Source organism: Sphingomonas caeni (assembly GCF_026013415.1).
In the GTDB taxonomy this organism is placed as follows: Bacteria; Pseudomonadota; Alphaproteobacteria; order Sphingomonadales; family Sphingomonadaceae; genus Sphingomonas; species Sphingomonas caeni.
This window is the reverse complement of record NZ_JAPDOK010000002.1, coordinates 121,945-145,778: the sequence shown is the minus strand read 5'-3', so window position 1 is coordinate 145,778 and position 23,834 is coordinate 121,945. Positions and strand designations below refer to the sequence as shown.

General features: G+C 68.3%; 20 protein-coding genes. 4 read left to right on the top strand and 16 right to left on the bottom strand.

Translation table 11 applies throughout. The annotated features are described in order from the left end of the window. The first annotated feature begins 6 nt into the window (after positions 1-6). Positions 7-303 carry a PqqD family protein gene (locus OF829_RS05345; protein WP_264938951.1) on the top strand — a complete coding sequence of 99 codons (297 nt, stop codon included), beginning with the start codon at positions 7-9 and terminating at the stop codon, positions 301-303. Here the strand turns inward: OF829_RS05345 and OF829_RS05340 are convergent. The 6 genes from OF829_RS05340 to OF829_RS05315 form a co-directional block, all read right to left on the bottom strand. Then, positions 300-911, bottom strand: a complete 612-nt coding sequence (locus tag OF829_RS05340; protein WP_264938950.1) for a 2OG-Fe(II) oxygenase — start codon at positions 909-911, stop codon at positions 300-302. The genes OF829_RS05345 and OF829_RS05340 overlap by 4 nt on opposite strands. Continuing rightward, complete coding sequence (locus OF829_RS05335) at positions 908-1,762, bottom strand: Stf0 family sulfotransferase (RefSeq protein WP_264938949.1); 855 nt, start codon at positions 1,760-1,762, stop codon at positions 908-910. Before OF829_RS05335 ends, OF829_RS05340 begins: the two co-directional genes overlap by 4 nt. An 83-nt stretch (positions 1,763-1,845) precedes the next feature. Continuing rightward, complete coding sequence (locus OF829_RS05330) at positions 1,846-2,001, bottom strand: hypothetical protein (RefSeq protein WP_264938948.1); 156 nt, start codon at positions 1,999-2,001, stop codon at positions 1,846-1,848. Positions 2,002-2,040: 39 nt separating this feature from the next. After that, on the bottom strand, positions 2,041-3,105 hold the full coding sequence (locus OF829_RS05325) for a 50S ribosomal protein L11 methyltransferase (protein WP_264938947.1): 1,065 nt from the start codon (positions 3,103-3,105) through the stop codon (positions 2,041-2,043). A 12-nt stretch (positions 3,106-3,117) separates the two neighbouring features. Next, entirely contained in the window at positions 3,118-4,065 is a 948-nt protein-coding gene (locus tag OF829_RS05320) for a hypothetical protein (protein WP_264938946.1), read from the bottom strand. Positions 4,066-4,095: 30 nt separating this feature from the next. Beyond that, complete coding sequence (locus tag OF829_RS05315) at positions 4,096-5,310, bottom strand: nucleotidyltransferase domain-containing protein (RefSeq protein WP_264938945.1); 1,215 nt, start codon at positions 5,308-5,310, stop codon at positions 4,096-4,098. Between the two features lie 156 nt (positions 5,311-5,466). Here OF829_RS05315 and OF829_RS05310 point away from each other — a divergent pair, with 156 nt between their 5' ends. Further along, complete coding sequence (locus tag OF829_RS05310; RefSeq protein WP_264938944.1) at positions 5,467-6,753, top strand: hypothetical protein; 1,287 nt, start codon at positions 5,467-5,469, stop codon at positions 6,751-6,753. Positions 6,754-6,757: 4 nt separating this feature from the next. On the opposite strand, the gene guaD is transcribed toward OF829_RS05310, so the two are convergent. From guaD to puuE, 8 genes are read right to left on the bottom strand one after another with little or no spacing between them, the layout of a single operon-like run. Then, positions 6,758-8,053 carry a guanine deaminase gene (gene guaD, locus OF829_RS05305; protein ID WP_264938943.1) on the bottom strand — a complete coding sequence of 432 codons (1,296 nt, stop codon included), beginning with the start codon at positions 8,051-8,053 and terminating at the stop codon, positions 6,758-6,760. After that, on the bottom strand, positions 8,050-8,982 hold the full coding sequence (gene xdhC, locus OF829_RS05300; RefSeq protein ID WP_264938942.1) for a xanthine dehydrogenase accessory protein XdhC: 933 nt from the start codon (positions 8,980-8,982) through the stop codon (positions 8,050-8,052). Before xdhC ends, guaD begins: the two co-directional genes overlap by 4 nt. Further along, the gene (gene xdhB, locus OF829_RS05295; RefSeq protein ID WP_264938941.1) at positions 8,975-11,290 is read right to left on the bottom strand and encodes a xanthine dehydrogenase molybdopterin binding subunit; all 2,316 of its coding nucleotides are present in this window, start codon (positions 11,288-11,290) and stop codon (positions 8,975-8,977) included. Before xdhB ends, xdhC begins: the two co-directional genes overlap by 8 nt. Continuing rightward, positions 11,283-12,704 carry a xanthine dehydrogenase small subunit gene (gene xdhA / locus OF829_RS05290; RefSeq protein ID WP_264938940.1) on the bottom strand — a complete coding sequence of 474 codons (1,422 nt, stop codon included), beginning with the start codon at positions 12,702-12,704 and terminating at the stop codon, positions 11,283-11,285. The genes xdhB and xdhA overlap by 8 nt, the downstream gene beginning before the upstream one ends. Position 12,705: 1 nt before the next feature. Continuing rightward, positions 12,706-13,044 (bottom strand): hydroxyisourate hydrolase, encoded by a 339-nt coding sequence (uraH, locus tag OF829_RS05285; RefSeq protein WP_264938939.1) that lies wholly within the window; start codon positions 13,042-13,044, stop codon positions 12,706-12,708. Between the two features lie 7 nt (positions 13,045-13,051). Then, on the bottom strand, positions 13,052-14,047 hold the full coding sequence (gene alc / locus OF829_RS05280) for an allantoicase (RefSeq protein WP_264938938.1): 996 nt from the start codon (positions 14,045-14,047) through the stop codon (positions 13,052-13,054). Continuing rightward, complete coding sequence (gene uraD, locus OF829_RS05275) at positions 14,044-14,541, bottom strand: 2-oxo-4-hydroxy-4-carboxy-5-ureidoimidazoline decarboxylase (protein ID WP_264938937.1); 498 nt, start codon at positions 14,539-14,541, stop codon at positions 14,044-14,046. Before uraD ends, alc begins: the two co-directional genes overlap by 4 nt. Continuing rightward, positions 14,531-15,442, bottom strand: coding sequence for an allantoinase PuuE (gene puuE, locus OF829_RS05270; RefSeq protein ID WP_264938936.1), 912 nt, complete (start codon positions 15,440-15,442; stop codon positions 14,531-14,533). Before puuE ends, uraD begins: the two co-directional genes overlap by 11 nt. A gap of 108 nt (positions 15,443-15,550) precedes the next feature. Here puuE and OF829_RS05265 point away from each other — a divergent pair, with 108 nt between their 5' ends. Further along, on the top strand, positions 15,551-16,738 hold the full coding sequence (locus tag OF829_RS05265) for a urate hydroxylase PuuD (RefSeq protein WP_264938935.1): 1,188 nt from the start codon (positions 15,551-15,553) through the stop codon (positions 16,736-16,738). Further along, on the top strand, positions 16,738-17,235 hold the full coding sequence (locus OF829_RS05260; RefSeq protein ID WP_264938934.1) for an ureidoglycolate lyase: 498 nt from the start codon (positions 16,738-16,740) through the stop codon (positions 17,233-17,235). Before OF829_RS05265 ends, OF829_RS05260 begins: the two co-directional genes overlap by 1 nt. A gap of 325 nt (positions 17,236-17,560) precedes the next feature. Here OF829_RS05260 and OF829_RS05255 read toward each other — a convergent pair whose 3' ends face one another. Together OF829_RS05255 and OF829_RS05250 are read right to left on the bottom strand one after the other, a co-directional pair. After that, positions 17,561-20,524, bottom strand: coding sequence for a TonB-dependent receptor plug domain-containing protein (locus tag OF829_RS05255; RefSeq protein ID WP_406701403.1), 2,964 nt, complete (start codon positions 20,522-20,524; stop codon positions 17,561-17,563). A 139-nt stretch (positions 20,525-20,663) separates the two neighbouring features. Then, positions 20,664-23,720, bottom strand: a complete 3,057-nt coding sequence (locus tag OF829_RS05250) for a glycosyl hydrolase family 28-related protein (protein WP_264939580.1) — start codon at positions 23,718-23,720, stop codon at positions 20,664-20,666. Positions 23,721-23,834: the final 114 nt, after the last annotated feature.

The window sequence follows — 23,834 nt, the reverse complement described above, 5'->3', positions numbered from 1 at the left end:
ATCGACATGAAAGACGTTCCCACGATCGACGCGACGACGCGGCTTCGGCGCAAGCCCGGGCTGGTCGCAGCCGATGTCGCGGACGACGCCATCCTGCTCGACATCGACAGCGGCTATTTCTTTCAGCTGAACCGGACCGGCGCGAAGATCTGGGCGCTCGTCGCGGAGCCCCAGAGCCTCGGCGCGGTGTGCGATCACATGGCCAACGGCTTTCGCGTCGATCCCGAGACGTGCCGCAGCGACGTCACCGAATTCGTGGCGGACCTTCTCGAACGCGGCGTGCTCGAGATCGAACCCGTCTAAATCCGCGCGCGATAGATCCAGCCATTCACGGCAAAGCGTGAATCGGCAAAGGCGCGCGAGGGGCAGCTGACCCGCAGCACTTCGTGCGGGCCCCAGGACGGGAACACGACCAGGCTGTTGTCGTCCGGGGCGATGTCCAGCCCCGGGTCGCCCGGTGCCGCGCCGAGCCGGTGCAGGCGCAGGCTCCCGCCCTCGAATCCGCGGGGCTGGCGGTGGAAATAATAGACCGCGCTCAGCATGCGGTCGCCGCGCGCGGGCTGCGAACTCGCATAAGTGTCCGCATGCAGCGTGAAATGCGCACCGTCATTGTGCGCGGCGAGCTCGAGTTCGACCTCGCTCGTCTCGAACGGCGTGGTGCGCAGCGCCGCGCTCCATTCGGAGGCGGCGGCGCGCAGCCGCTCGGTCAGGATCGGGGCCGACGGCCCGAGATCGCGCAGCGCCAGGGCAATGCGCGCCTTGGGTTCGACAAGCCCGCCGGCGAGCTGCGCCGGGGCGAAGCGCGCCTCATTGGCAAGCGTCCATTCGAGCAGCGCGGCGTGCTCGCCCGCGTCGAGGAACCCCGCGATCCGCAGATAGGGGAGCATCACCGGCGGGGGCGTTTCGGTCACCGCGCCGGTCCGCCGGCAGACAGAGCGTGCTCGCGCAGATAACGCAGGACCAGCGCCTCGCTCTCCAGATCGGCCTGGCGCTGCATCCGCGGCGCCATGGGCTCGGCCGTACTGCCCAGCCAGGCGAGCACGCCCGCGACGCTCGCGGTATAGTCCGTCGTCAGCGCCTCGTAGCTGATCGGATACGGGGTCACGCCCATCGCCGCGAACAGGTTGCGGAAATGGCCGTGGCAATAATCCGAATAGCTCATGATGCGCTCGATGCGCTCGACATCGAATTCGGGCATGCCGATCGGAGCCTGCCCCTCCACGCCGGGGATCAGGCGCCAGCGGCCGGTATCGACCGCCACCACCGCCGAAATGGCCTGGCGCAGCCGGTCTTCGCGCCAGAGATGGACGAAGACCGGGTTGGGGAACAGGCGCTCGACATGCTCCGCCAGCGCGCGGTAATAGTCGGCGGGCGCATCGCCGGGCGGCACATTGGCCAGGTCCGCCAGCGCGGGATCGCTCTCGCGCGCAATCTCCTCGATATCGCGCCAGAACAGCTTCACCGCCATGGTGCCGTTGGGTTCGGTGCGGTGGCGGCGGACCGCGGCGCTCAGCCGCCCGATATCGGGCGCGTCCCAGCGCCGGGCGAAGGACGGCCTGAAACCCGCATGGAAATATTCGAGCGGGCAGCCGAGCCCGCCCGCAAAATAGAGCGCTTCGCCGAGGAGCGTGCTGCCCGATCTCGGATGCGTGCAGAGCAGGATTGTCCGCGTGGGCGCGTCATCCCGGGCGGGATAGTCATGCGCTGCCGTCGTCAGGTCATAGGGCCGGGCCGCTGGCCCGGCCGGATCGGAATCGCTCACGAAGGTTCATCGAAGGGACGTACGGCACAGCACATGGACGGCGTCGCCGCCGTCCACCCGTTACCCGTCCCTCCCCGCACGTGTCAGGGAGTCAGATTGCTGATGCCGTCGGTCGGCCGATACGAGATGCCCTCCGCGGCCTTGGCGGGCAGGAACGACACAAGCTCGGGCTTCACCCACGTGTCGTCATTGCCAGCGATCGTCGTATCGGGCTCCCGATTCTCCGGAAGTTTTTCCATACTATGTCCCCTATTTGACCGATTCCCGGTACCATCAACTCAAAAGGTAGACAATAAGTTGCACCAAAGACGCACTCGGTCCCGCTCATGCGCGCCGCCGATATCGACGGGGTCGCCGGGTTCGGTTTCCAGGGACCGGGGGAAACGCCAGAAAAGCGGGCCCCAACAAGAGGCTGCGCCCTCCATGGGGCGATTTTCGTAGCGGCCGGTCTCGTCCATTTCGAGCGCGATCCACTGGACGATTCCGTCGATCCTGCCGCCATGCGAAGCGAAGCGATGCTCGGCGCGCTCGGCTTTCCAGGGGCCGCCCGACGCGAAATCGAAGGCGAACAGGTCGGTCGAATCGCTCCGCAGGGCGATCTGCCCCATGCCGACTCGCGTCATCTCATTGGGCGAGGCGAGGCGATTGAAGGCGCTGAGGTCGAAGCCGCTTGCGTTGTCCAGCCGCGGAGAACGCTTCGTGTCCGCCGCCAGCGCCACCCGGATCGCGCCGCGCGCGGGGATGATCGCGGCGCCGGGCTTGATCAGCCGCGGCATCGCATCCTCATGCGCGGCCAGCACGCCCTCGCTCAGCAAGTCGTTGCTGACGATCTCCGAAACCAGGATATCCGCCGGGCCGCCCATGTCGCGCTCGGGATCGATCGCGGTCGAATGCATGCCGAGCACGCGGACGCGGTCCGCATAGCCATTGGTGGCGACGACATCGCGCGCGGCAGAGGCGATCGCGGGATCGGCCTCGCAGGTCACGACTTCGGCGCCGGCGCGGGCGGCCATCATCGCCAGCAATCCCGTGCCGGCCCCGATCTCCAGCACCTTGCAGCCCGGCCGGATCGCGCGGAGCAGCGCCATTTCATAGGCGTCGTTGCGCGCCCGGTCGCGCGGGATCAGGAAGTGCCAGGAATAGACGCCGTCGCTCAGGATTTCGGCGGCGGTGACCCCGGCCTCGCCCGCGCCGCCGGTCATCGCGAAGACCCGCTCGGCCAGATCGAGCGCGCGCACCCGGTCCCCCACGGCTAGCATCTGGCGCGCGATCGCGATCATCGCGCGCGGTTCCTCCGCCACTTGCTGCAGCATCACTTCGAGGAGTGCGGCCCGGTCCGACATATGCGTTCGATATCAGGCCGGCGGCGCGGCGCAAGCGAGCAACGGACGCAGCAAGGCCTCGACCTGCGGAAGCGCCGCGTAGGAATTCGGATAAATGAGCCGCCACGCGGGGCGGATGCGCAGCGCCTGAGTGATCCCCAGCACGGCATCGATCCGCTCCTGCGCGCTCTCGCCATGCGGATTGAAGTGGATGATCTGCGGCACCGCGAGGCTCACCGCATCGGCCACGCTCAGCCGTTCGAGCCGCGGGGCCGGCGCATCGGCCGACCGGTCGAGAAAGAAGACTGCGCTGAGCGGCACGCGCGGCGGCGGATCCTTTTGCTCGATCGGCGAGCGTGTCTTGCCGGTGGCGCTCGCCAGCGGCTCGCTTCGCGCCGAAGGCACGCCCAGCCCGTCATGCGATTCGGGCCACAGGCAGACGCTGCGCGCGCCCGCGCCGAGCATCGGGGCCTGCGGAGTCCAGAGGAGCGCGGTGTCGTCGCCCAGAATCTGCCAGCCGCCATGGAGCGCCAGCGACGCGCACAGGGTCGATTTGCCCGCGCCCGAACGGCCGATCAGGAGCGCGCTCCCGCCGTCACAGGCCAGCGACGCGGCATGGATCGCCGTCGCGCCATGCATCACCGGCACGCGGGTGAGCACGCGCCGCAGCAGCACCTCGATCACTTCGGGCGCCGGGGGCAGGGTGTGCGCCATGAGGTGGAGCGCGCTGCCGTCGCGATCGATCAGGAAGCTGCCGTCGAAGCGCGAGCGGATCAGCCAGCGCCCGTCCCGCTCGCCGAGCTGGAGGCGATAGCCCTGATGCCATTGATACCAGACCCGGTCGAACGGCGGCGGCGCGCCGATTTCGGCGGTGAGACGCAGCTCCGGCGCCGCGCCCTGCCCCCAACCGGCCTCGGCCAGGCCCGGCAGCGCGATGTCGGACCGGATCCGAAGTCCGCCGAAGCTGTAATCGTGCGTCACCTGTTACCGGCCAAGCGGAGGAGTCCCATGCTAGCGGCGCAAGCGCCGGATGATCCAGCCGGCCGGCCGCAGCAGCGGGTACAGCCATGCGGCGCGCGGGGACAGTCCAAACAGCGCGCGGTCATGCGGCGAATCGAGGTCCCATGCGAGCTGGCGGCGCCAGAAGCGCGCCGATGGCCGCATCGCATAGGTGATCCCCCGGCTCCACAGGCTGCCGGCGAGGAAGCGGCTGAGCGAATGGCGGGGTGCATCCTCGTACCAATAGCGTCCGCCATGAAAGCGCGCGGCGAACAGGTTGATCAGGCGCGTGTCGATCCGCCACGCGGCGCGGGCGAGCAGATCGCCGGGGACCGGGCGGGCCAGCCAATGATGCAGCGCCCAGCAGACATGAAGCATCATGCCCTCGAGGCCCTGCTTCGCGGCATCGGCCATAGCCCGGTCGAACCCGTCGCGCGCGTCCAGCACCGCCGCAAGGTCCTCGAGCCACATCAGCCGCTGCCATCCGTGCCGCACGCCATGTACTGCCAGATAGAGGGGCAGGCGCCTGCGCGGCATCGTCGGCACGGCATGCCCTGCGATCGTGACGGTCTCGCGCTCTTCCCAGATTTCCTCGAACGCCCAGGGCAGCAGGGCGGGGTTGTCGGTGAGCCGGTCGTGGAGTTCGACGAGCATCCGGCTCTCGGCATGCACCCAGCCGCTTTCCTTGGGCGGCGCCAGCCCCTCCGGCCCCTTGGGCAGCGCGTTGACCGGCAGCACATAGCCGAGCTGCCCGAGGATCGTCTCGGCATCGGCCATCCGACCAGGTTCGATCCAGATGTCGATATCGCGGCCGCCACGCAGCGCGGGGTCGCCATAGAGCTGGATCGAGAGTGCCAGCCCCTTGATGACGAGATAGCGGATGCCCGCCGCCTCGAGCGCGCGGACGATCCGGGAGGCCTCGCGGATGCGCATCAGCGCCGCGACCGCATGGTCGCCCTGTTGCGCTTCGAGCACGGCCAGGAAATCGCCTGGGATCACCCGCTCGCGCTTCAGCAGGGGCGCGGCGAGCGCGATCAGGCCGTGCCGCCGGAGCCCGCGCAGCGCGATGTCCCAGTCGCGAACCCCGCCGGCGGCCTCGCGCAGCTGGGCGGGGTCGCCGCCTTCCCCCACCATCCGGGCGGCGGCGAAAACGAAGCGCGGTTCGGCTGCGAGTCCCGGTAGCGCGATCCTCCCCTGAGGCCGCGGACGGGCCGCCGGACTGGTCACGAAACGCCTTCCTCAATCACGCCTATGTTCCCCATCGCCACCAAGACTGCTAGCCCGAAGCCGGGCGCGATGGATAGGGGGAGGCTTTTGAACTCGGACGCTTCGGCAGCGCCGCCATCGGCCGGCGGTACCGCAACGCCCTTCGAGGCTCGGCGGGTGGCGACCCTGCTCCTCTACGCGGCGTTCGCGATCTGCGTCGCGATCAGCTGCTTCACCAACGATATCATCCTCGGCCTCGTCCGCAGCTATGCGCATTTGGGCCCGGACTGGCCATCGGCGGCGGGGCGCGTGCTTCCCTATGCGGCGGCCGACCGGTACGACGAATATCTGCTCGGCTCGATCAAGGGCGCGGCCTTTTTTGCCGGCCTGCTGGTGTTCGCGTTCCTGCTGCGCCGCGCGGCGCTCGAGATCTGGCCAGCTTTGTGCCGCCGCAAGCTCTGGGTCGACCTGCTGATTGGGGTGGCGATCGCGAGCATCTTCCTGTTCGAGATCGTGCCGACCGGGATGGGACGGATCTACGCCTATAATTCGGTCGAGCCCTTCCTCCAGCACCAGGGTTTCTTCCATCGCCGCATCCTGATGCCCGTACTCGCGCACGAGCTGCACCTCGATGGCGTGCTCTACGGCGTGTTCCACTGGATCGTCGCGCTGTCGGCGTTCGCGCTGGCCAGCCTCTATCTCGCGCGCAAGGGGCTGCTGCTCTCGCGGCTCGAACTGGCGTCGCTCTATACCACCGGCATCTTAGCGACCGCGCTCGGCCTGCCGGGCCATGGCGAAATCCTGGTGTTCTGGCTGACCCTGCTCGCCATGCTCGACCATGATCGCGCGGGCAGCAGCGGGATCGTCCAGCCCGTCTGCTTCGCGCTCGCGCTGCTGACGCATGAATCCGCCGCGGTGCTCGCGTTCGGCACGCTCGCGCTCACCTATTTCGACCGCCGCTTCCTGCCCCATTTCCTCGGCCTGCTCGCGCTCTATCTGCTGATCTGGCTGGCGAGCTTCGGCTTCGATCAAGGCAGCGCCACCGCCGCCCAGCTGACCGGGGGCACCAGCAATTTCGATCAATTCACCCGGACGCTGCCGCTGGTGCTGTTCAGCCTGTTCGCGGCCTATAAGCTCACGCTCGTGGCGGCGGTGGCAGCGATGGCGAGCCTCGCCAAAACGGGGCGACCACGTCTCGCCTTGCTCATCGCGCTGGCGCTGGGCGGCGGGCTCGCGCTGACCGCGATCGCCACCGATTATACCCGCATGGCGGCCTTTGGCGGTTTCGCGATGCTCGTCGCCCTGCCCGTTGCGCTGAAACCGCTGTCGCCGCGCACCCGGATGGCGTTGGCCTCGGCCAATCTGCTCATTCCGACCCTCTATGTCGCCGCGCATCACGGCGCGGTGACCTATCACGGCCTTTATGGGCTGGTTCTGACGCATTTCTTCGGGATGCGCGGCTGATGCCTCAGCTTCCGGAACGGGCATAGGCGCGCCGGCCGGCGACATAAGTGGCGGCGATCGCCCGGTCGTCGCCCAGGATCTGCAACGCGAACAGCCGGTCGAACAGCGGCGCGCCTGCGGTGCGGCGCGCGAGCAGCGGGGTGGCCGCGCAATCGAGCACCGCGAAATCGGCTTCCTGGCCCGGCTCGAGCGCCCCGACGCGGTCGCCGATTCCCATGATGCGCGCGCCCCCCGCCGTCGCCAGGTGCAGCGCGCGGAAGGGATCGAGGCTGTGCCCTCGCAGCTGGCCGATCTTATAGGCCTCGCCGAGCGTGTGCAGCACCGAGAAGCTGGTGCCCGCGCCGATATCGGTGCCGATGCCGATGCCGATGCCGTGGCAGTCGATCGCGGCGAGATCGAACAGGCCCGATCCGAGGAACAGGTTGCTGGTGGGGCACAGCGCGATCCCCGCGCCGGCCTGCGCCATGCGGGCAAGCGCGGCGTCGCTCATGTGCACGCAGTGCGCGAACACCGAGCGCGGGCCGACCAGCCCGAAACGGTCATAGACGTCGAGATAGTCGCGCGCGTCCGCGAAACGCGCGCCGACCGCAGCGATTTCGCCGGGATTCTCGGCCAGGTGCGTGTGCATCAGCACCTCGGGATGCTCGGCCAGCAGCCGCCCGGCATCGGCGAGCTGCGCGTCGGTCGAGGTCAGCGCGAAGCGCGGGGTAACGGCATAGCCCAGCCGGCCGCGCCCCCGCCACCGCGCGATCAGCGCCTCGGTGTCGGCGCGCCCGCTCGCGGGGGTGTCGCGCAGCGTCTCGGGGCCCAGGTCCATCAGCACCTTGCCCGAGACGATGCGCATGTTGCGCGCGAGCGCGGCCTCGAACAGCGCATCGACCGAAGCGGCATGGACCGTCGCGAACACCAGCGCGGAGGTGGTGCCGTTGCGCAGCAGCTCGTCGAGGAAAAAGGCCGCAACCGCATCGGCATGGGCCCGGTCGGCGAAACCCGCCTCGGCGGGGAAGATGTGGCGCTCGAGCCAGTGCAGCAGCTGCTCGCCATGCGATGCGATGCGCTCGGTTTGCGGATAATGGACATGGGCGTCGACAAAGCCCGGCACGATCAGCCCGCCGGCGAAGGTCTCGACGGGCACGCCGGCGAACCGCGCGTGCAGCTCGGACCAGGCGCCGCGGGCGACGACCAGCCCGTCCTCGACGACCAGCATCCCGTCCGCGTGATGACGGACCGCGTCGGGGCCGGCCCGCGCCGGATCGTGCGGCACGGAGAGGATCTCGGCGCGGAAGGCGCGGCGCGTCATGCGGCGGTCCTCAGCATCAGCAATTGGGCAAGCGTCGCGACCGCGATCACCTCGGGCTCCTTGCCGATCACGCCGGCAATGCCGATCGGGCAGGTGAGGCGGGTTGAGTCGATGCCGTCCTTTTCGAGGCGGCTGAGGAAGCGGGCGCGCTTGGTCTGCGAGCCGATCAGGCCGACGAACGCGGCGTCGCCCGCGAGCGCGGCGGCGGTGAGGCGATAGTCGAGCGCGTGGTCATGGGTGAGGATCACGACTGCGGTGCCGGCCGGCGCACGGGCGGCGCAGGCGGTCATCGCATCGGCGTTGGCGAGCATCACGCCGGGGGTCTCGGCTTCGGCGGGGCGGGTGTCGAACCAGGCGAGGTGGATCGGGAGGGCGGCCGCATGCGCGGCGATGGCGCGGCCGACATGGCCTGCGCCGAACATCAGGAGGGGTAGCGAGTCGGCTTCGATCGGTTCCACGAACTGCGCTCCAGATGTCGGGAGCGGTCCTCTCGGCGCCATGGTTCCCCGGCGAAGGCCGGAGCCCAGTATCGGGCCGTTTCCGGCTGGGCCCCGGCCTTCGCCGGGGAACGGGTTGCGAACGACGTGATCGGTGAGGGCGACCCTGTACGGACCTTGCCCGGAAGGCACGCCATCCAGCCGCTCGACCATCAGCCGTACGCGTCCGCCGCAGCACTGACCCAGCAACGGCCCCAACGGATAGTCCTGCACGCGCCAGCTCCCCGGCGGATGGCTGAGGATCGCACGCGCCTGCTCCACCGCTTGATGCTCGAGCGCGCCGCCGCCGATCGTGCCACTGAGCGCGTCGCTGGTCACCACCATCCGCGCACCGGGCCCGCGCGGGGCGGATCCTTCGGTCGCGAGGATGGTGATCAGCGCGGCGGGTCCCCGGTCGAGCGCCGCGCGCGCAGCCTCGGTCCAGTCAGCCATTCTGAGCCCGAAGCTCCGCGATCGCGGCGAGGATGCGCTCGGGGGTGGCGGGTGCGTCGAGGCTTGGCAGGCCCTTGCCCGGTGCCGTGGCGGCGACGGCTTGGGTGAGTGCTGAAAAGGCCGAGATGGCGAGCATCAGCGGCGGCTCGCCGACGGCCTTGGAGCGGTGGATCGTCGGCTCGGCATTGCGGCCGCGCTCCCACAAGCCGATCGTCATCCGCCGTGGCCGGTCGCTCGCGGTGGGGATCTTGTAGGTCGACGGCGCATGGGTGAGCAGCCGCCCGCGATCGTCGAACACCAATTCCTCGGTGGTGAGCCAGCCCATGCCCTGGACGAAACCGCCCTCGATCTGGCCCAGGTCGATCGCCGGATTGAGCGAGCGCCCCACATCGTGGAGGATATCGACCGCGAGCACGCGATGCTCGCCGGTCAGCGTGTCGATCACCACCTCGCTGATCGCCGCGCCATAGGCGAAATAGAGAAACGGCCGGCCACGATGGGTCGCGCGGTCGTAATGGATCTTGGGCGTCGCGTAGAAGCCGGTGGCGGACAGTGACACGCGGGCGAAATGCGCGAGGCGGCAGAGCTGACTCAAGGGAAGGCGCTCCTCGCCCGCGATCACGCCGTCACGCGTGAAGCGCACCGCGTCCGTCGCCACGCCGAAGCGCTCGGCGGCGAAACCGGCGAGGCGCCCGCGGAGCGTCTCGGCCGCGTTGAACGCGGCCATGCCATTGAGGTCCGCGCCCGCCGAGGCGGCGGTGGCGGAGGTGTTGGGGACCTTGTCGGTGCGCGTGGCGGAAACGCGGACCTGTTCGACCGGCACCGCGAACACGTCGGCGACCACCTGCGCCACCTTGATCATCAGCCCTTGGCCCATTTCGGTGCCGCCATGGTTCAGATGGATCGAGCCGTCGGAATAGAGATGGAGCAGCGCCCCGGCCTGGTTGAGATGCGTGGTGGTGAACGAGATGCCGAATTTGACCGGCGTCAGCCCCAGGCCTTTCTTGAGAACCGAATGGTCGGCGTTGAACGCCGCCACCGCCTCGCGCCGCGCCGCGTAGCCGGCGTTCGCCGCGAGCTCGGCGATGAGTTCGGGCGCGACATTGTCCTCGACGGTCATGTGATAGGGGGTGACGTTGCGGCCGGGCCCGTAGAGATTGGCCTGGCGAACCGCCAGCGGATCGCGGCCGAGATGCGCGGCGACTGCGTCGATCACCCGCTCGATCCCCATCATCCCCTGCGGCCCGCCAAAGCCGCGGAACGCGGTGTTCGAGACGGTGTGCGTCCTGAGCCGGTGGCTGACGATCTCGACCGCGGGGAGGAAATAGCAATTATCCGAATGGAACATCGCCCGGTCGTTGATCGCGGGGCTCAGATCGGCGGTCGCGCCGCAGCGCGAGGCGAGATCGAGGCGGATGCCCGCGATCCGGCCCTCGCCGTCGAACCCCACATCATAGCCGATCTCGAAATCGTGGCGCTTGCCGGTGAGGACCATGTCGTCGTCGCGGTCGAGCCGGAGCTTGGCGGGAACCTTGTATCTGTGCGCCACCAGCGCGCAGGCGACGGCGATCGCCGCGGCCTGCGTCTCCTTGCCCCCGAACGCACCGCCCATGCGGCGGACCTCGACCGTGACATCGGCATGGCTGAGGCCGAGCACCTTCGCGATCAGATGCTGGACCTCGCTCGGATGCTGGGTCGAGCTCAGCACATGGATCTGGCCATTCTCGCCGGGAATCGCGAGCGCGACCTGGCCCTCGAGGTAGAAATGCTCCTGTCCGCCGACCGCGATACTGCCCTGGAGCCGGTGCGGTGCGGCGGCGAGCGCGGCATCGGCGTCGCCGCGGGCCATGCGTTGCGCGGGCTCGATCACCGATTCCGCGGCGCGCGCCTGGGCGATCGTCACCAGCGCCGGCAGAGGCTCGGCCTCGACCAGCGCCAGCCGCGCGGCGCGGCGCGCCGACTCGCGGTCGATCGCCGCGACCACGAACAGGGGCTGGCCGGGATAGAGAATCTCGTTCTCGGCGAAGAGCTTGTCGTCGCCCGCGACCGGGCTGACGTCGTTGACGCCGGGAATGTCGGCGGCGGTGAAGACACCCCACACATGGCGCGAGGCGCGAACCTTGCTCAGATCGAGCTTGACCAGCCGGGCATGGCCCTCGGCGGCGAGGCCGAAGGCGAGATGCACCGTGCGCGGCGGCTCGGGGAAGTCGTCGATATAGACCGCCGTCCCCGCGACATGGCCCTCGGCACTGTCGTGGCGCAGCGGTGCGTGGACCGCGTCCGGCGGCGAAGGCGCGGCGTCAGCCATCGAGCGCCATGTCGAGCACGCTCACGCGCTCGCCCTGCGCTTCGTGCCACAGGCGGCGGAGCAGATTGGCGGCGGCGGCCAGCCGGTATTCGGCCGATCCGCGCAAATCGCTGAGCGGCTGATAGTCGCGCGCCAGTGCCGCCGCCGCTGCCTCGACCGTCGCCGCACTCCATGGCTGGCCGGTCAGCGCCGCCTCGCATGCCGGCGCGCGCGCCGGGATGCCCGCCATGCCCCCGAAGGCGACGCGCGCCGCCGCGACGCGGCCGTCCGCGATCCGCAGCGCGAAGGCGCCGCACAGCGCCGATATGTCGCTATCGAAGCGCTTGGAGAGCTTGGCGATGCGGATCAGCGCGTCGGGGGCGGGGCGGGGAATCCACACGCTCTCGACGAACTCGCCGGGCCGGCGGTCCTGAACGCCATAGGATTTGAACCAGGCCTCGAGCGGGATCGTCCGCCGCGCATCGCCCTGGCGAAGCGTCAGTGCCGCGCCGAGCGCGATCAGCGCGGGCGGCATGTCGCCGATCGGCGAGCCATTGGCGATATTGCCGCCGATCGTGCCGCTGTTGCGCACCTGCAGCCCGCCGATCCGCCGCACCAGCTCGCCGAGATCGGGGTGGAGCCGCGCGAGCGCCTCCTTCGCCTCGGTGTAGCGCACGCCTGCGCCGAGGCGAAGGCCCTCGGCACTTTCCTCGATCCCCTTGAGATCGGCGATGTCGCCGATGAAGATCACGGTCCCCAGGTCGCGCATCGCCTTGGTGACCCACAGGCCGACATCGGTCGCGCCCGCGACGATCCGTGCGTCGGGATGCGCGGCATAGAGGGCGGCGAGCGCATCGGCGGTCTGCGGCGCGAACCAGCCGCGGCCCGATGCCGCGCGGGGAAGATCGCGCAGCAGCGCGGCGGTCTTGCGGTCGTCGCAGCCGGCGGGCGGATTGCGCTCGCCCGCCTCGAGGATCGGCCCATAGCCGGTGCAGCGGCAGAGATTGCCGGCGATCACATCCGCGACCGGTGTGTCCCTTGTCCCCTCGGCCCCGATGCTCCGGCCATAGAGCGACATCGCGAATCCGGGCGTGCAGAAGCCGCACTGCGAGCCATGTCCATCGGCGAGCGCGCGCTGGACGGGATGGAGCGTGCCGCCTTCCGCGAGGCTCTCGACCGTCAGCACCGCCTTGCCGTCGAGCATCGGCGCGAACAGGATGCAGCTATTGACCGCGCGCCACGCCACGCGCTCGCCGTCGAGCTCGCCGAGCAGGATCGTGCAGGCCCCGCAATCGCCCTCGGCGCAGCCTTCCTTCACGCCCGTGCGCCCGAGATGTTCGCGCAACAGGTCGAGCGCGGTGCGGGTCGGGTCCGAGCCGTCAGCCTGGACCGAAGTGTCGCCGTCGAGCACGAAATGGATCGGCGAATCGGTCACCTCAGCTTCCCCGATAGGTCGAATAGCCGAACGGCGAGACCAGCAGCGGCACGTGATAATGGCCGTCCCCCTCGGCGATGCCGAACGCGATCGTCACCAGGTCGAGGAAGGGCGGATCGGGCAGTTCGACGCCGCGCGCGCGGAAATAGTCGCCGATCGCGAATTCGAGCGCGTAATTGCCCGGGGTCAGTTGCCGGTCGCCGATCAGCTCGGGGCAGCGGCCGTCCTCATTGGTTCGGCCCTCGAACAGCGGGGTGCCGCCGGCCGACAATCGCACGCGGACGCCTTCGGCGGGCCGGCCGTGCGCGGTATCGAGGATATGGGTGCTGAGGCTGGTCATGCCGCGCCTATAGCACCAACCGGCCGACCAGCCGCATCCGGCTGACTCCGCCATCGGGAAGGATGTTCAGCCGCACGAAGCGGATCGCGCCGAGATCGGCGATCCCTTCGCGAAAGACATGGACATGGTCCGCCTCCAGCTTGGTCTCGGGCAGCAGCAGCGGCCAGTTCTCCGAAGCCGCGGCGATCGCGTCGGGCGATCCGGTTGCGTCCGGCGCGGCCTGGATGAAGCAGCGGTCGGGATAATTGCCTTTGAAATGGGCGGTATCGATGGTGATTTCCTCGATGCGCCCGGGCGCGCCCAGTTCGAGCACCGCCCAGTCGTGGCCGGGCTCGCGGCGCCGCCGCGTCTCCCAGCCATCGCCCATATTGACCCCGCGCCCCGGCGCCGTGAGGTTCTCGACGCAGCCATAATGCTCGTCATTGGCGATGATGCCGCGCCCGCCATTCTCCATCGCCAGCAGATCGATGCGCGCGTCGGCGCCGACCTTAGACCAATCCTTGGCGACCCGGCCCCAGACGCGCAGCCGCGCGACGCCGCCATCGGGGAAGATGTGAAGCCGCACATGCGTCACCGGTTCGGCATGCGCGACCGGGACATAGGCGCGGTCGTCGCCGTTGAGCGCGAGGCGCGGGGTCAGCTTGACCCAGCCCGCATCTTCGCCCGGAACCGCCTGATCGCTCCGGCAGACCTCGATCTCGGCGCCCGGGGGATAGTTGCCGGTGAAATGCCGTGTGTCGATCTCGAAGCCCGCGATCAGCCCCTCGACGCCGAGCCGCACCACGCACCAGTCGTGACCGGGAACGCGCTTGCGGCGGCTCTCCCAGCCGTCCATCCACTTGCCGTTCGCGTCATATTTGCCCGGGATGAACACGGGTTCGGCGGGGTCGATCAGCCGCGCCTTGTCGGCGAAGAAATCGTCGGTGGCATAGGTCACCTCGGCGCCGAGCCGGGGCTGGGCGAGATTGACATATTGGCGGCGCAGCGTGTCGAACATGCTCATTCCAAACCCGAAAATGCGGCGATGCGGAAGCCCGCAATGCGGTTAATCTGCGCGATGGCGGTGGCGAATTCGGTCTCGGGATCATGTTCCATCCGCGCCGCGAAGGCCGCCAGGATCTCGCCGCGCGACAGGCCCTTGACGGCGATGATGAAGGGATGGCCGAACCGCGCGAGATAGGCCGCATTGAGGCTGCGGAACGCTTCGAGTTCCTCGGGCGTGCATTGATCGAGCCCCGCGCCGCGCTGCTCCTGCACCGACGCCTCTGCCATGCGGCCCGCGACGGCGAGCTGCGGATGCGCGCGGATCAGCGCGAGCTTGCGGTCGTGGGGCGCGGCATCCACGGCATCGCGCATCGCCTGCGCCAGCGCCGCCGGATCGTCGAGTTCGCCGCGCGCGGCGGCGGGCCACACCGCCTCCGCCACCCAGGGCGAGGCCTCATAGACCGGGCCGAAACGGGCGACGAAAGCGTCGCGGGTCAGCGCGTCAGCCGGCATGGGGATGCGTGGCGCGCCAATGGCGGGCGATGTCGATGCGGCGGCAGAACCAGACATGCCTGTGCGCGAGCGCGTGGCGCAGGAACCGCTCGAGCCCGGCGATCTTGCCCGGCCGGCCGGCGAGGCGGCAATGGAGCCCGACCGACATCATCCGCGGCCGCTCCTCGCCCTCGGCATAGAGCGTGTCGAACGTATCGCGCAGATAGGCGAAGAACTCGTCGCCGGTGTGCATGTTCGCGCTGGCGAACCGCATGTCGTTGGTCTCCAGCGAATAGGGCACGATCAGCTGGCGCTTCTCCGCCACGCGCGTCCAGAAGGGCAGATCGTCCGAATAATCGTCCGCGTCGTAGAGAAAGCCGCCCTCCTCGGCGACGATCCGACGCGTATTGGGGCTGGTCCGGCCGGTGTACCAGCCGAGCGGCCGTTCGCCGGTCAGCTGCGTGTGCACCGCGATCGCGCGGGCGAGGTCGGCGCGCTCCTCGGCTTCGGACACATATTGATAGTTGATCCAGCGCCATCCGTGCGACGCGATCTCGTGGCCCGCCTCCAGAAAGGCCTCGACCACCGCGGGATTGCGCTGCATCGCCAGCGCGACGCCGAATATGGTCAGCGGCACATCGTAGCGCGCGAACAGCCGCAACAGCCGCCACACCCCGGCGCGCGACCCATATTCGTAGATCTGCTCCATGCTCATGTGCCGCGCGCCCTGCACCGGGGCGGCATTGGCGATATCGGAGAGGAAGACCTCCGCGCCCTGGTCCCCGTCCAGGATATTGGCCTCGGCGCCTTCCTCATAGTTCAGCACGCATTGCACGGCGATGCGCGCGCCGCCGGGCCATGCGGCGTGCGGTGGCGTGCGGCCGTATCCGATTAGATCGCGTGGGTAGCTATCCTGACTCAAATCCACCGCCTATCAAGGATGCAAGGATGAAACGGAGCGCGGCCGTGCACAACCCGCCAAATGCGGTGTTCGGCCGGATGGCGGCATAATCACGGAGGCACCCGGGGCATGGGTCTGGACTGGGGGAATTGGGCGGAACTCGCGGTCCGTTGGATCCATGTGATCGCGGGGATCGCCTGGATCGGCTCGTCCTTCTATTTCATGTGGCTCGACAGCCATTTGCGCCCGCCCGTTCCGCCGCGCGACGGCGTTTCGGGCGAGCTGTGGAGCGTGCATAGCGGCGGTTTCTACCAGCAGCACAAGTTCGCGGTCGCGCCCGCGGAGATGCCCGAGCAGCTCCATTGGTTCAAATGGGAAGCCTATTCGACCTGGGTCAGCGGCGTCGTGCTGCTCGCGCTGATCTTCTATCTCGGCGCGGAGACCAATCTCGTCGATCGCGCCAAGCTCGATCTGCAGCCGTGGCAGGCGATCCTGATCGGCCTCGCCGCGATCGTCGGCGGATGGCTCGCCTATCAGGGGCTCTGCCGCTCGGTCCTGGGGAAGAACCTCGCGGTCTTCGCGATCGTCTGGCTGATCGTCCTGGCCTGGATCGCCTTTGCGCTGACCCAGATCTTCGCGGATCTGGGCGCATTCATGCATATGGGCGCGATCATCGGCACGGTGATGGCGGCCAATGTCTTCTTCATCATCATCCCCAATCAGAAGAAGATGGTGGCGCAGGTGCGCGCGGGCGAAACGCCCGACGCCGAACTCGGCAAACAGTCCAAGCAGCGCTCGGTCCACAATAATTACATGACCCTGCCGGTGCTGTTCATCATGATCAGCAATCACTATCCGATGATCTTCGGCGCGCCGCTCAACTGGCTCTGGCTGATCGCTTTGGGCGTGATCGGCGCGGCGGTCCGACATTTCTTCAACTTGAAGAATGCGGGCCTGGTCCGCCCCGGCGTCCTCGTCATGGCCGCGATCGCCTTTGTCGCGGTCGCGCTGCTCAACGAGCATGTCCGGCGGCCCGCAGCGGTTTCGGGGCCCGTCCCGACCTATCAGGAGATACGCCGGCTGGTGGATCGCCATTGCATCATGTGCCACGCCAGGGCGCCGAGCCATCGGGGTATCGCGGTGGCGCCGGGCGGCGTCACCTTCGATACCGAGGACGATCTGCGCCGCCACGCCCACGCGATCTACGACCGCGCGGTGACGACCCACAGCATGCCGCTCGGCAACGAGACCGGCATGACCGAAGCGGAACGCGCCCGGCTCGGCGCCTGGATCAAGGCCGGAGCGAAGGAAGACTGATGCGCGACATCGCCCCCGAGCCGCTGACCGCCGAGGCGTTCGCGCCGTTCGGCAGCGTGATCGAAGCCTCCGAAAGCGCCGTGCAGGTGACGATCAATCAGGGCCATGCGGTGCGGTACGATCGGCTTGCCGATGTCGATGTGGCCGATCGCGGCGGCACCGGCGTGATCAGCCTGTTTCGCGCCACGCCGCTCGACTCGCCGGTGCTGAAACTGTTCGAACGCCATCCGCTCGGCAGCCAGAGCTTCATGCCGCTGGGGGGCGGGCCCTATCTCGTCGCGGTGGCGCCCGCGGGCGATTTCGACGCGGCGTCGGTCCGGGTGTTCCGCGCCGGAGCGCATCAGGGCGTGCACTATCGCAAGGGCACCTGGCACCATTTCCTCCTCACGCTGGAGGCGGAGAGCGATTTCCTCGTCGTCGATCGCGCCGGGCCGGGCGACAATCTCGACGAAATCGCGCTCGCGCCGTCCGAGGCAATCCGCGTGCGCGGCGCCTAGGGTCCGTGCTCGATTGGCGTTTGGGCTTTGGGCGTGGTTCGCTGAGTTATCTACATAAATCCTTGAAACTGCAGGATTTTGTCTGCTTGGCTCACGGAGCCGGTCGCTCTTTGACCCCATCGATCCGCACTTGGCGAACGACGTGTTTCCCCCGGAAACCGCGCGGCGCAAGACATGCGCGATAGTGTGAAGCCAGTGTCAACTTTCACATGCTGGGACGGCCAAAAATTGGTTGGCGAGGCAAAGGATCGGGGAGGCCGGGCCGCATTGCTGCGGCCCGATAAGAACCCTTTGACCACGCCAACCCAGGGGAGATGGCCAGTCCTCAGAAGCGGACGCGCACGCCCACGCGATAGGTGCGGCCCAGCGTGTCGTAGAGTGCCGGATTGACGTCGAGACCGGTATTGGTCTGCGGCGACGCGTCCGGATCATGGTCGAGCAGATTGTCCACCTTGAAGAAGGTGGTGATATTCTCGCCGATATTCACCGATCCGCCGACATCGACATAGAGGGCGCCGTCCATATGGTTGTAGTCGACCGTCGGATGGTTGCCGGTCGAGGCCGGGCAGCCGCTCGAGCAGACGACATATTGGTTGCCGAAGGTGCCCGCGCTGAACCAGCGTTCCTGGACGAACAGGCTGAAATCGTCATTGGCATAGGTCTGGACGGTCAGCCCCTTCCAGTGCGGCGTGGCACCGGCATTGTTGCCCGCCTGCTCGACGACATCGACCCCGGCGATCCCCGCATTGACCTTGAACTCGCGGACATGCGTGGCGAGGCCGCGCAGTGTGAAGCTGCCCGGCAGGCCCAGCGGCCGCTGCCACTGATAGCTCATCTCGAAGTCGATCCCGCTGGTCTTCCAAGAGGCGAGGTTGAACGGCTGGACGTTGATGAAATTGCCGCCCTGCTGCGCGCTGTCGAGCACGAAGCCGCCGCAGAATTGCTGTTTGCCCTCGAAGCAGAACTGGACGATCTGCTGCGCCGACAGGCTCGAAATGACGCCCTTCAGGTTGATGCTGTAATAATCGACCGACAGGCTCAGCCCCGGCGCCCATGACGGCCGCGAGAGGACGATGCCGATCTCGGTATTGCGCGCGATCTCGGGCTTGAGCGCGGGATTGCCGACGGTGTTCTGGAACGCCTGCACCGCGACATTGTGGAACGGATCGTTGAAGCTCGGCAGGGTGGTGACGGTCGGCGCCGCGAACAGCTCCGACAGGTTCGGTGCGCGCACGTCGCGCGAGGTCACCGCGCGGATGCGGACGCCGTCGATCGGGGTCTCCCAGGTGCCGCCGACCTTCCAGGCCCAGACCGTGCCCGAGGTGCTGTAATGCGTCACGCGGCCGGCGCCGTTCAGGTTCAGCGTGCCGATCGCATCGTCCTTGAACAGCGGCAGGTTGAGCTCGAGGAAACCTTCGACCACGTCATATTGGCCATGGCCGTTCTTGTAGTTGCCCGCGGCATAGTTGCTGCCCTGGGCCGAGTTGAGGAGCGGGTCCACGGGGTAGAGCGCGCTGTTCGGGCTCAGTGCGGAGACGCCCGCGCCATAGGGATCGGCATTCACCCGGTAATATTCGCGGCGATATTCGCCGCCGAACGCCACCGAGAGCGGGCCCGCCCACAGGTTGAGCGGCTCGCCCGAGAAGTTGATGCTGGCAACGTCCTGGGTCAGCTTGGTGTGCTGGAACGGCCCGTTCTTGGGGGTGATATAGTCGAGTGCCGCCTGCGACGGTGCGAAGCCGCCGAAGATGTTGATCGGCTGGCATCCCAGCGCGCGCGCATTGGCATCGGCGCAGACGATCTGGCCGCCCTGGACGATCGCGTTGGTCGCGGCGACATAGCGGTTCTGGATGACGATGCCGTCGACATCGATGTCCGAGATGGTGATGCCATGCTCGAAATAGGCGTCATAGGTCCAATTCGACTCGCCCAGCGCGAACTCGCCCTTCACGCCCGCGACGAAGCGATATTGCTTGCGGTCGGTGAACACGATCGGATCGGGGAAGGCGCCGTTGCTGGAGCCGAAGCCGAACGAGGTGATGTTCGCCTGGGTGCAGCGGTCCTTGATGATCTGCGGCAGGAAGGCGTTGGCGCACTGCACCGTCAGGCTGGCGCGGTTATAGCCGGGGCTCGGCTGGTTGCTGGTCTTCACCTGCGCGGCATTGACGGTGATGTAGAACTCGTTGTTGCCGGCGAATTCGAAGCCGATCCGGCCATAGCCGGTGACGCGCTCGAGCGACGACTTGAGCGAGGCGCCCGAACCCGGCGCACCCGACAGGTCGCCGCCGACGCAGAAGCTGTTGCCGGGGAAGCAGCCCGTCACGCCGCCGCTGCCGTTCGGCACGCCGCCCGAACCATAGATGAAGGGAACCGGCGCGCCGTTGACGTCGAACGCGGTGCCCTGGAGCGGGCCGTTGTTGATCAGGCCGTAGCGCGCATATTGATAGGGCTGGGCGAAGTCGCGGTAGCGGAACTGCGGCGAGCCGTTATTGGCCTGGCCGGTATTGACCAGCGTGGTCGCGCGATACCAGTTGCGGCTGCCCGCGAGATCGGTGCCGAAATCGCCCGCGCCGACGCCGTCCTCATGATCATATTCGCCGCTGACGACGATGTGCAGCCGGTCCCCGGCGAGCGCGGTGCCCCATGCCGCCTGGACCATCGCCTGCTGGTCGTCGCCATAGGTGGTGATGCCGCCCTGCACATTGGCCTTGAAGCCGACGAAATGCGTGTCGGTGATGAAGTTGACCACGCCGCCCACCGCGTCCGAGCCGTACGAGGCCGAGGCGCCGCCGTTGACGATATCGACGCGCTTGACCAGCAGCTGCGGGAACATGCTGATGTCGGGCACGCCGGTCACGTTGGCGCCGACGACGCGCTGGCCGTCGAGCAGCGTCAGCGTGCGGATCGGCTGGAGGCCGCGCAGCGAGAAGGAGCTGAGGCCCTGCATGCCGCTCGATGTGCTGAAGGTGCCGGTGGCGGCGCCGGTCGAGCCCTGGAGCGACGGCAGTTGCTGGATCGTGTTGAACAGGTTGGGCTGCGCGTTGTTCGCGATCTGGTCTTCGCCGATCACGGTCGTCGGCGTCGGCGCGGTGAAGCCGCTCGACATGATGCGCGTGCCGGTGACGGTGATGACGCCATTATCCTCGGCGTCCTGGCCGCCGGATTGCGCCGCGGCAGTGGGCGCCGGCGTGGTCTGCGCGAGCGCGGGCATCGCGGTCAGCGTCGCGGCGAGCGCGATCAGGCTGGTGGCGGTGCCGCGCATGCGGCGGTCCATCGAGAAACCCTTCATTGTCATCCTCCCCATTGTCGTGCGTTCAGGCGCACGGGCCCTTGGGGGGACGCAACGCCGTCAGGCCTGCATCTTAAAGCTTCACACGCGTGCGAGCATCTACGACCATAGTCGCAACAGCCGCGCGGGCGGGCTCGGCTCAGGGCCGCGCGGCGTAAAGCGCGTGGTGCGTGAGGATGAAGAGGGTCGCGCCATCGGGCCCGCCGAACAGCAATTGCAGCGGCCGATCGGGCACGTCGATCCGGCCCAGCTCGCGGCCCTGCGCGTCATAGACGAACACCTGCCCGTTGGCGACATAGACGCGCCCGTCCGGTCCCGCCGCGACGCTTTCGCCGCCGCGCGGCGCGAAGGGCCTGAGGTCGGTCAGCGCGCCGCCCGCGCCGAGCAGGCCGCTATAGGTGCGGTTCTCCGATCCGTTGGCGACATAGACGCGCTCGCCCGGCTTGCCGGTCACCCAGCCATAGGTGTCGAGCGTATCGGAGAAGCGCCAGCCGAGATGGTTGGGCGGGCCCTGCTGCCAGACGCGGAAGGCGGGCAGCACCAGGCTGCCATCCGCCGAGACATATTCGCGCGGTTTGGCGGCTGCGGCGTCGCGCGCGAACATCTCGCCGAGCGTGGTGAACCGGCCCGTGGCGGGGTCGAACTGGTCGCGAAACTCGCCATTGTTCCAGAAGCTGCCGGGCAGCGCCACGCGCGCGGCGGCGTGCCCAGTTACCGGCGTCGGCGCGATCGGGCGGACCGATTGGGGCGCCGCCGGATCGATCGTATAGACGGTCGCCTCGGGCCCGTCCGACGACAATATCATCAGCATGCCCGAACCATCGACCGCCAGATTGACCGGATCGAGCGGCGCATCGGTGAGGACCGAAAGGCCTTGCTTGTCGCTCCAGCCATGGATGCGGTGCGTGATCCGATCGATGAAATAGAGCTGGCCGTCACTCCCCGCCGCGCCGCCGCCCAGCGCCTGGAAGCCGCTGGCGAGCTGCTTGACGGGCACGAGCGACGGGGCGGCATCGGCGACGGGCGCATCGGTCACGTCGAGCACCGCGAACTCGCGCTCGCGCATCTGGGCGCCGCGCGTCACGTCGATGATCGCGTTCGAATAGGGATATTTGCTCGCGCGCAGATAGGTGCCGCAGCCATTGGCGTCGCAGGTCGCGAAGCCGCTCTCGGCGTTGACATGGAGGTTGCGGAACCGGATGCCGGTCGAGCCATAGAGCATCACCGCCGCCGGCGCCGGCTGGAGCGAGCGCGTCACGCGATAGCCGTGGAAATTGGCGAACAATATGTCGCGCGAATTGCGCACCTCGATCGCGACGGCGGCGCGGCTCTCGCCCGCTTCCTCCTCGGTCTGCGGCGCGAGGAACTCCCAGTTGCGCACGCGGTCGAGCACGATCTCGGCGCGAACGTGATGCTCGGCCGACAGCTCATAGACATGGCCCGGCGTGCTCGTGTCGGACACATGGAGCCCGGTGGTCGCATAGCTATTGGGCGTCCACAGCCCGTTGAAGGTGCCGCCCCCGCCATCGGTGACCCACAGGCTGGGATATTGCCCGTCCCAGCGCCTTTTGGGATCGGAATCGGCGGTGTGATTGGCGTTGTACGGATCGAAGCGGCTGCCATCGGCGAGATTGGTGCCGTGCCCCCCGCCCTGGAATTTGACGTCATCGACCAGCGACGCCGCACCCGCGCGCCACAGCAGCGCGGTCGCGCGCGGATTGATGCCGCCCGTATGCAGCCCGAGCCCCGTGACGATCGCGTCGCCGCCTTTGGCGCTTTGGATCAGCGCCTTGGCCGGGCCGAGGCCGCGAAACGCGGGGGTGTCGTCGGCGAGCAGGATCTGGGTGAGGCTGGGATGCAGTCCAATCAGCACGCTATCGGGCCTGAGCTTGAGCGTATCGCTCACCCGGTAGAAGCCGCTGGGGAAATAGAGCACCCGGTGCGTATCGATCGCGCGCTGGAGCGCCGCGGTGTCGTCGGTGCTGTTGTCGCCCTTCACGCCGAGATCGCGGACATTGGTCCAGCTGGACGTGGCGGGGAGCGACCGGATTGCGGGATCGCGCCGGGGCGGGAGCGACTTGAGTACCGCGGCATCCATGCGCGTCTGGTAATCGCCCATCCGGCCGAGCCCCGCCAGCGTCAGGCCATAGGTGAATTCCTTGATCCGGTAGCTGGCGCCCGCGCCCCCCACCGCCCGGCCGCTGTCGCGGAAGCGCGCGAAGACCGGGGTGCGGTTCGCGACCGAATCCTCGAACCCGATCTGGGTATAGACATTGCCCTCGTTGCCGATGACCACGCCCGCCTTCGAGACATTCTCGAACCGGACCTGCTCGCCCCAGAGCCAGTCGCCATAGCCACGGTCGATCTCGATTCCGACGGGGGTGTCGCGGATGAGCGTGTTGACGAGCGTCAGCCCCGCCTCATGCTCGCGGATCGCGGCATCGCGCTGCCCCTCGAAGGTCGAATCGAGCAGCGTATATTGCCATGCGGGCGAGGTCTTTTCGGCGAGGATGCCATAGCGCCCGCCCTGGAAATGCAGGTCCATACCGAGATTGCCGACCTGATAGATCCCCGCCAGCGCCGATCCCAGCCGGAAGTCGATATGGCTGAGATAGCTGTGCTGCGCGGTATGCGCGCGCACCGCGGTCGCCGCCGGATTGCCCGCGCCGATCTCGAAATCGACATTGGACATCGCCGAATAGAAAGTCCCCGAATTGGCATCGGCGATGTTCGCGTTGAACGGCACGCTGGTCGGCGGCGGCACCGGCACCCTGCCGCGCATCGGCACCCCGCCCGGCCCCGGGGCGGGGTTTCGCGGATTGTTGCCGGCGAAGAAGATCATGCTGCCGACGCCGCTCTGGAAACCGGGCGTGTCGGGCGCGAGCAGGAAGACCGGGCGCGTCTTGCCGACCCCGAACAGCCGCACGCCCGGCCAGATGAAAATCGTGCGGGTGATGCGGTAGCGGCCCGAAGGCAGGAACGCGATCCCGCCCCCTGGCTTGCCCGCCGCATCGATCGCCGCCTGGATCGCGGCGCTGTCGTCGGCGATTCCGTTGCCCACCGCCTTGACCGTCACCGCGCGGGGATCCGCGGGCGCGGTGACGAAGGCAGATACCGGCCGCGCCTCGGCGATGGCCGCCGGTAGCGAAGCGGCAGGGAGACAAAGGATGATCGCGAGTGCCGCCCTGCCCGTCATGCCGCTCACCCTCTTCCGCGCGCGATATTGCTGGATACCATTGCCCGCTGCCCCCGCGACCGCGACAAAGGTCGCAATGGTCAAATGGCGCGGGTGCGAACATCTAACGCTATA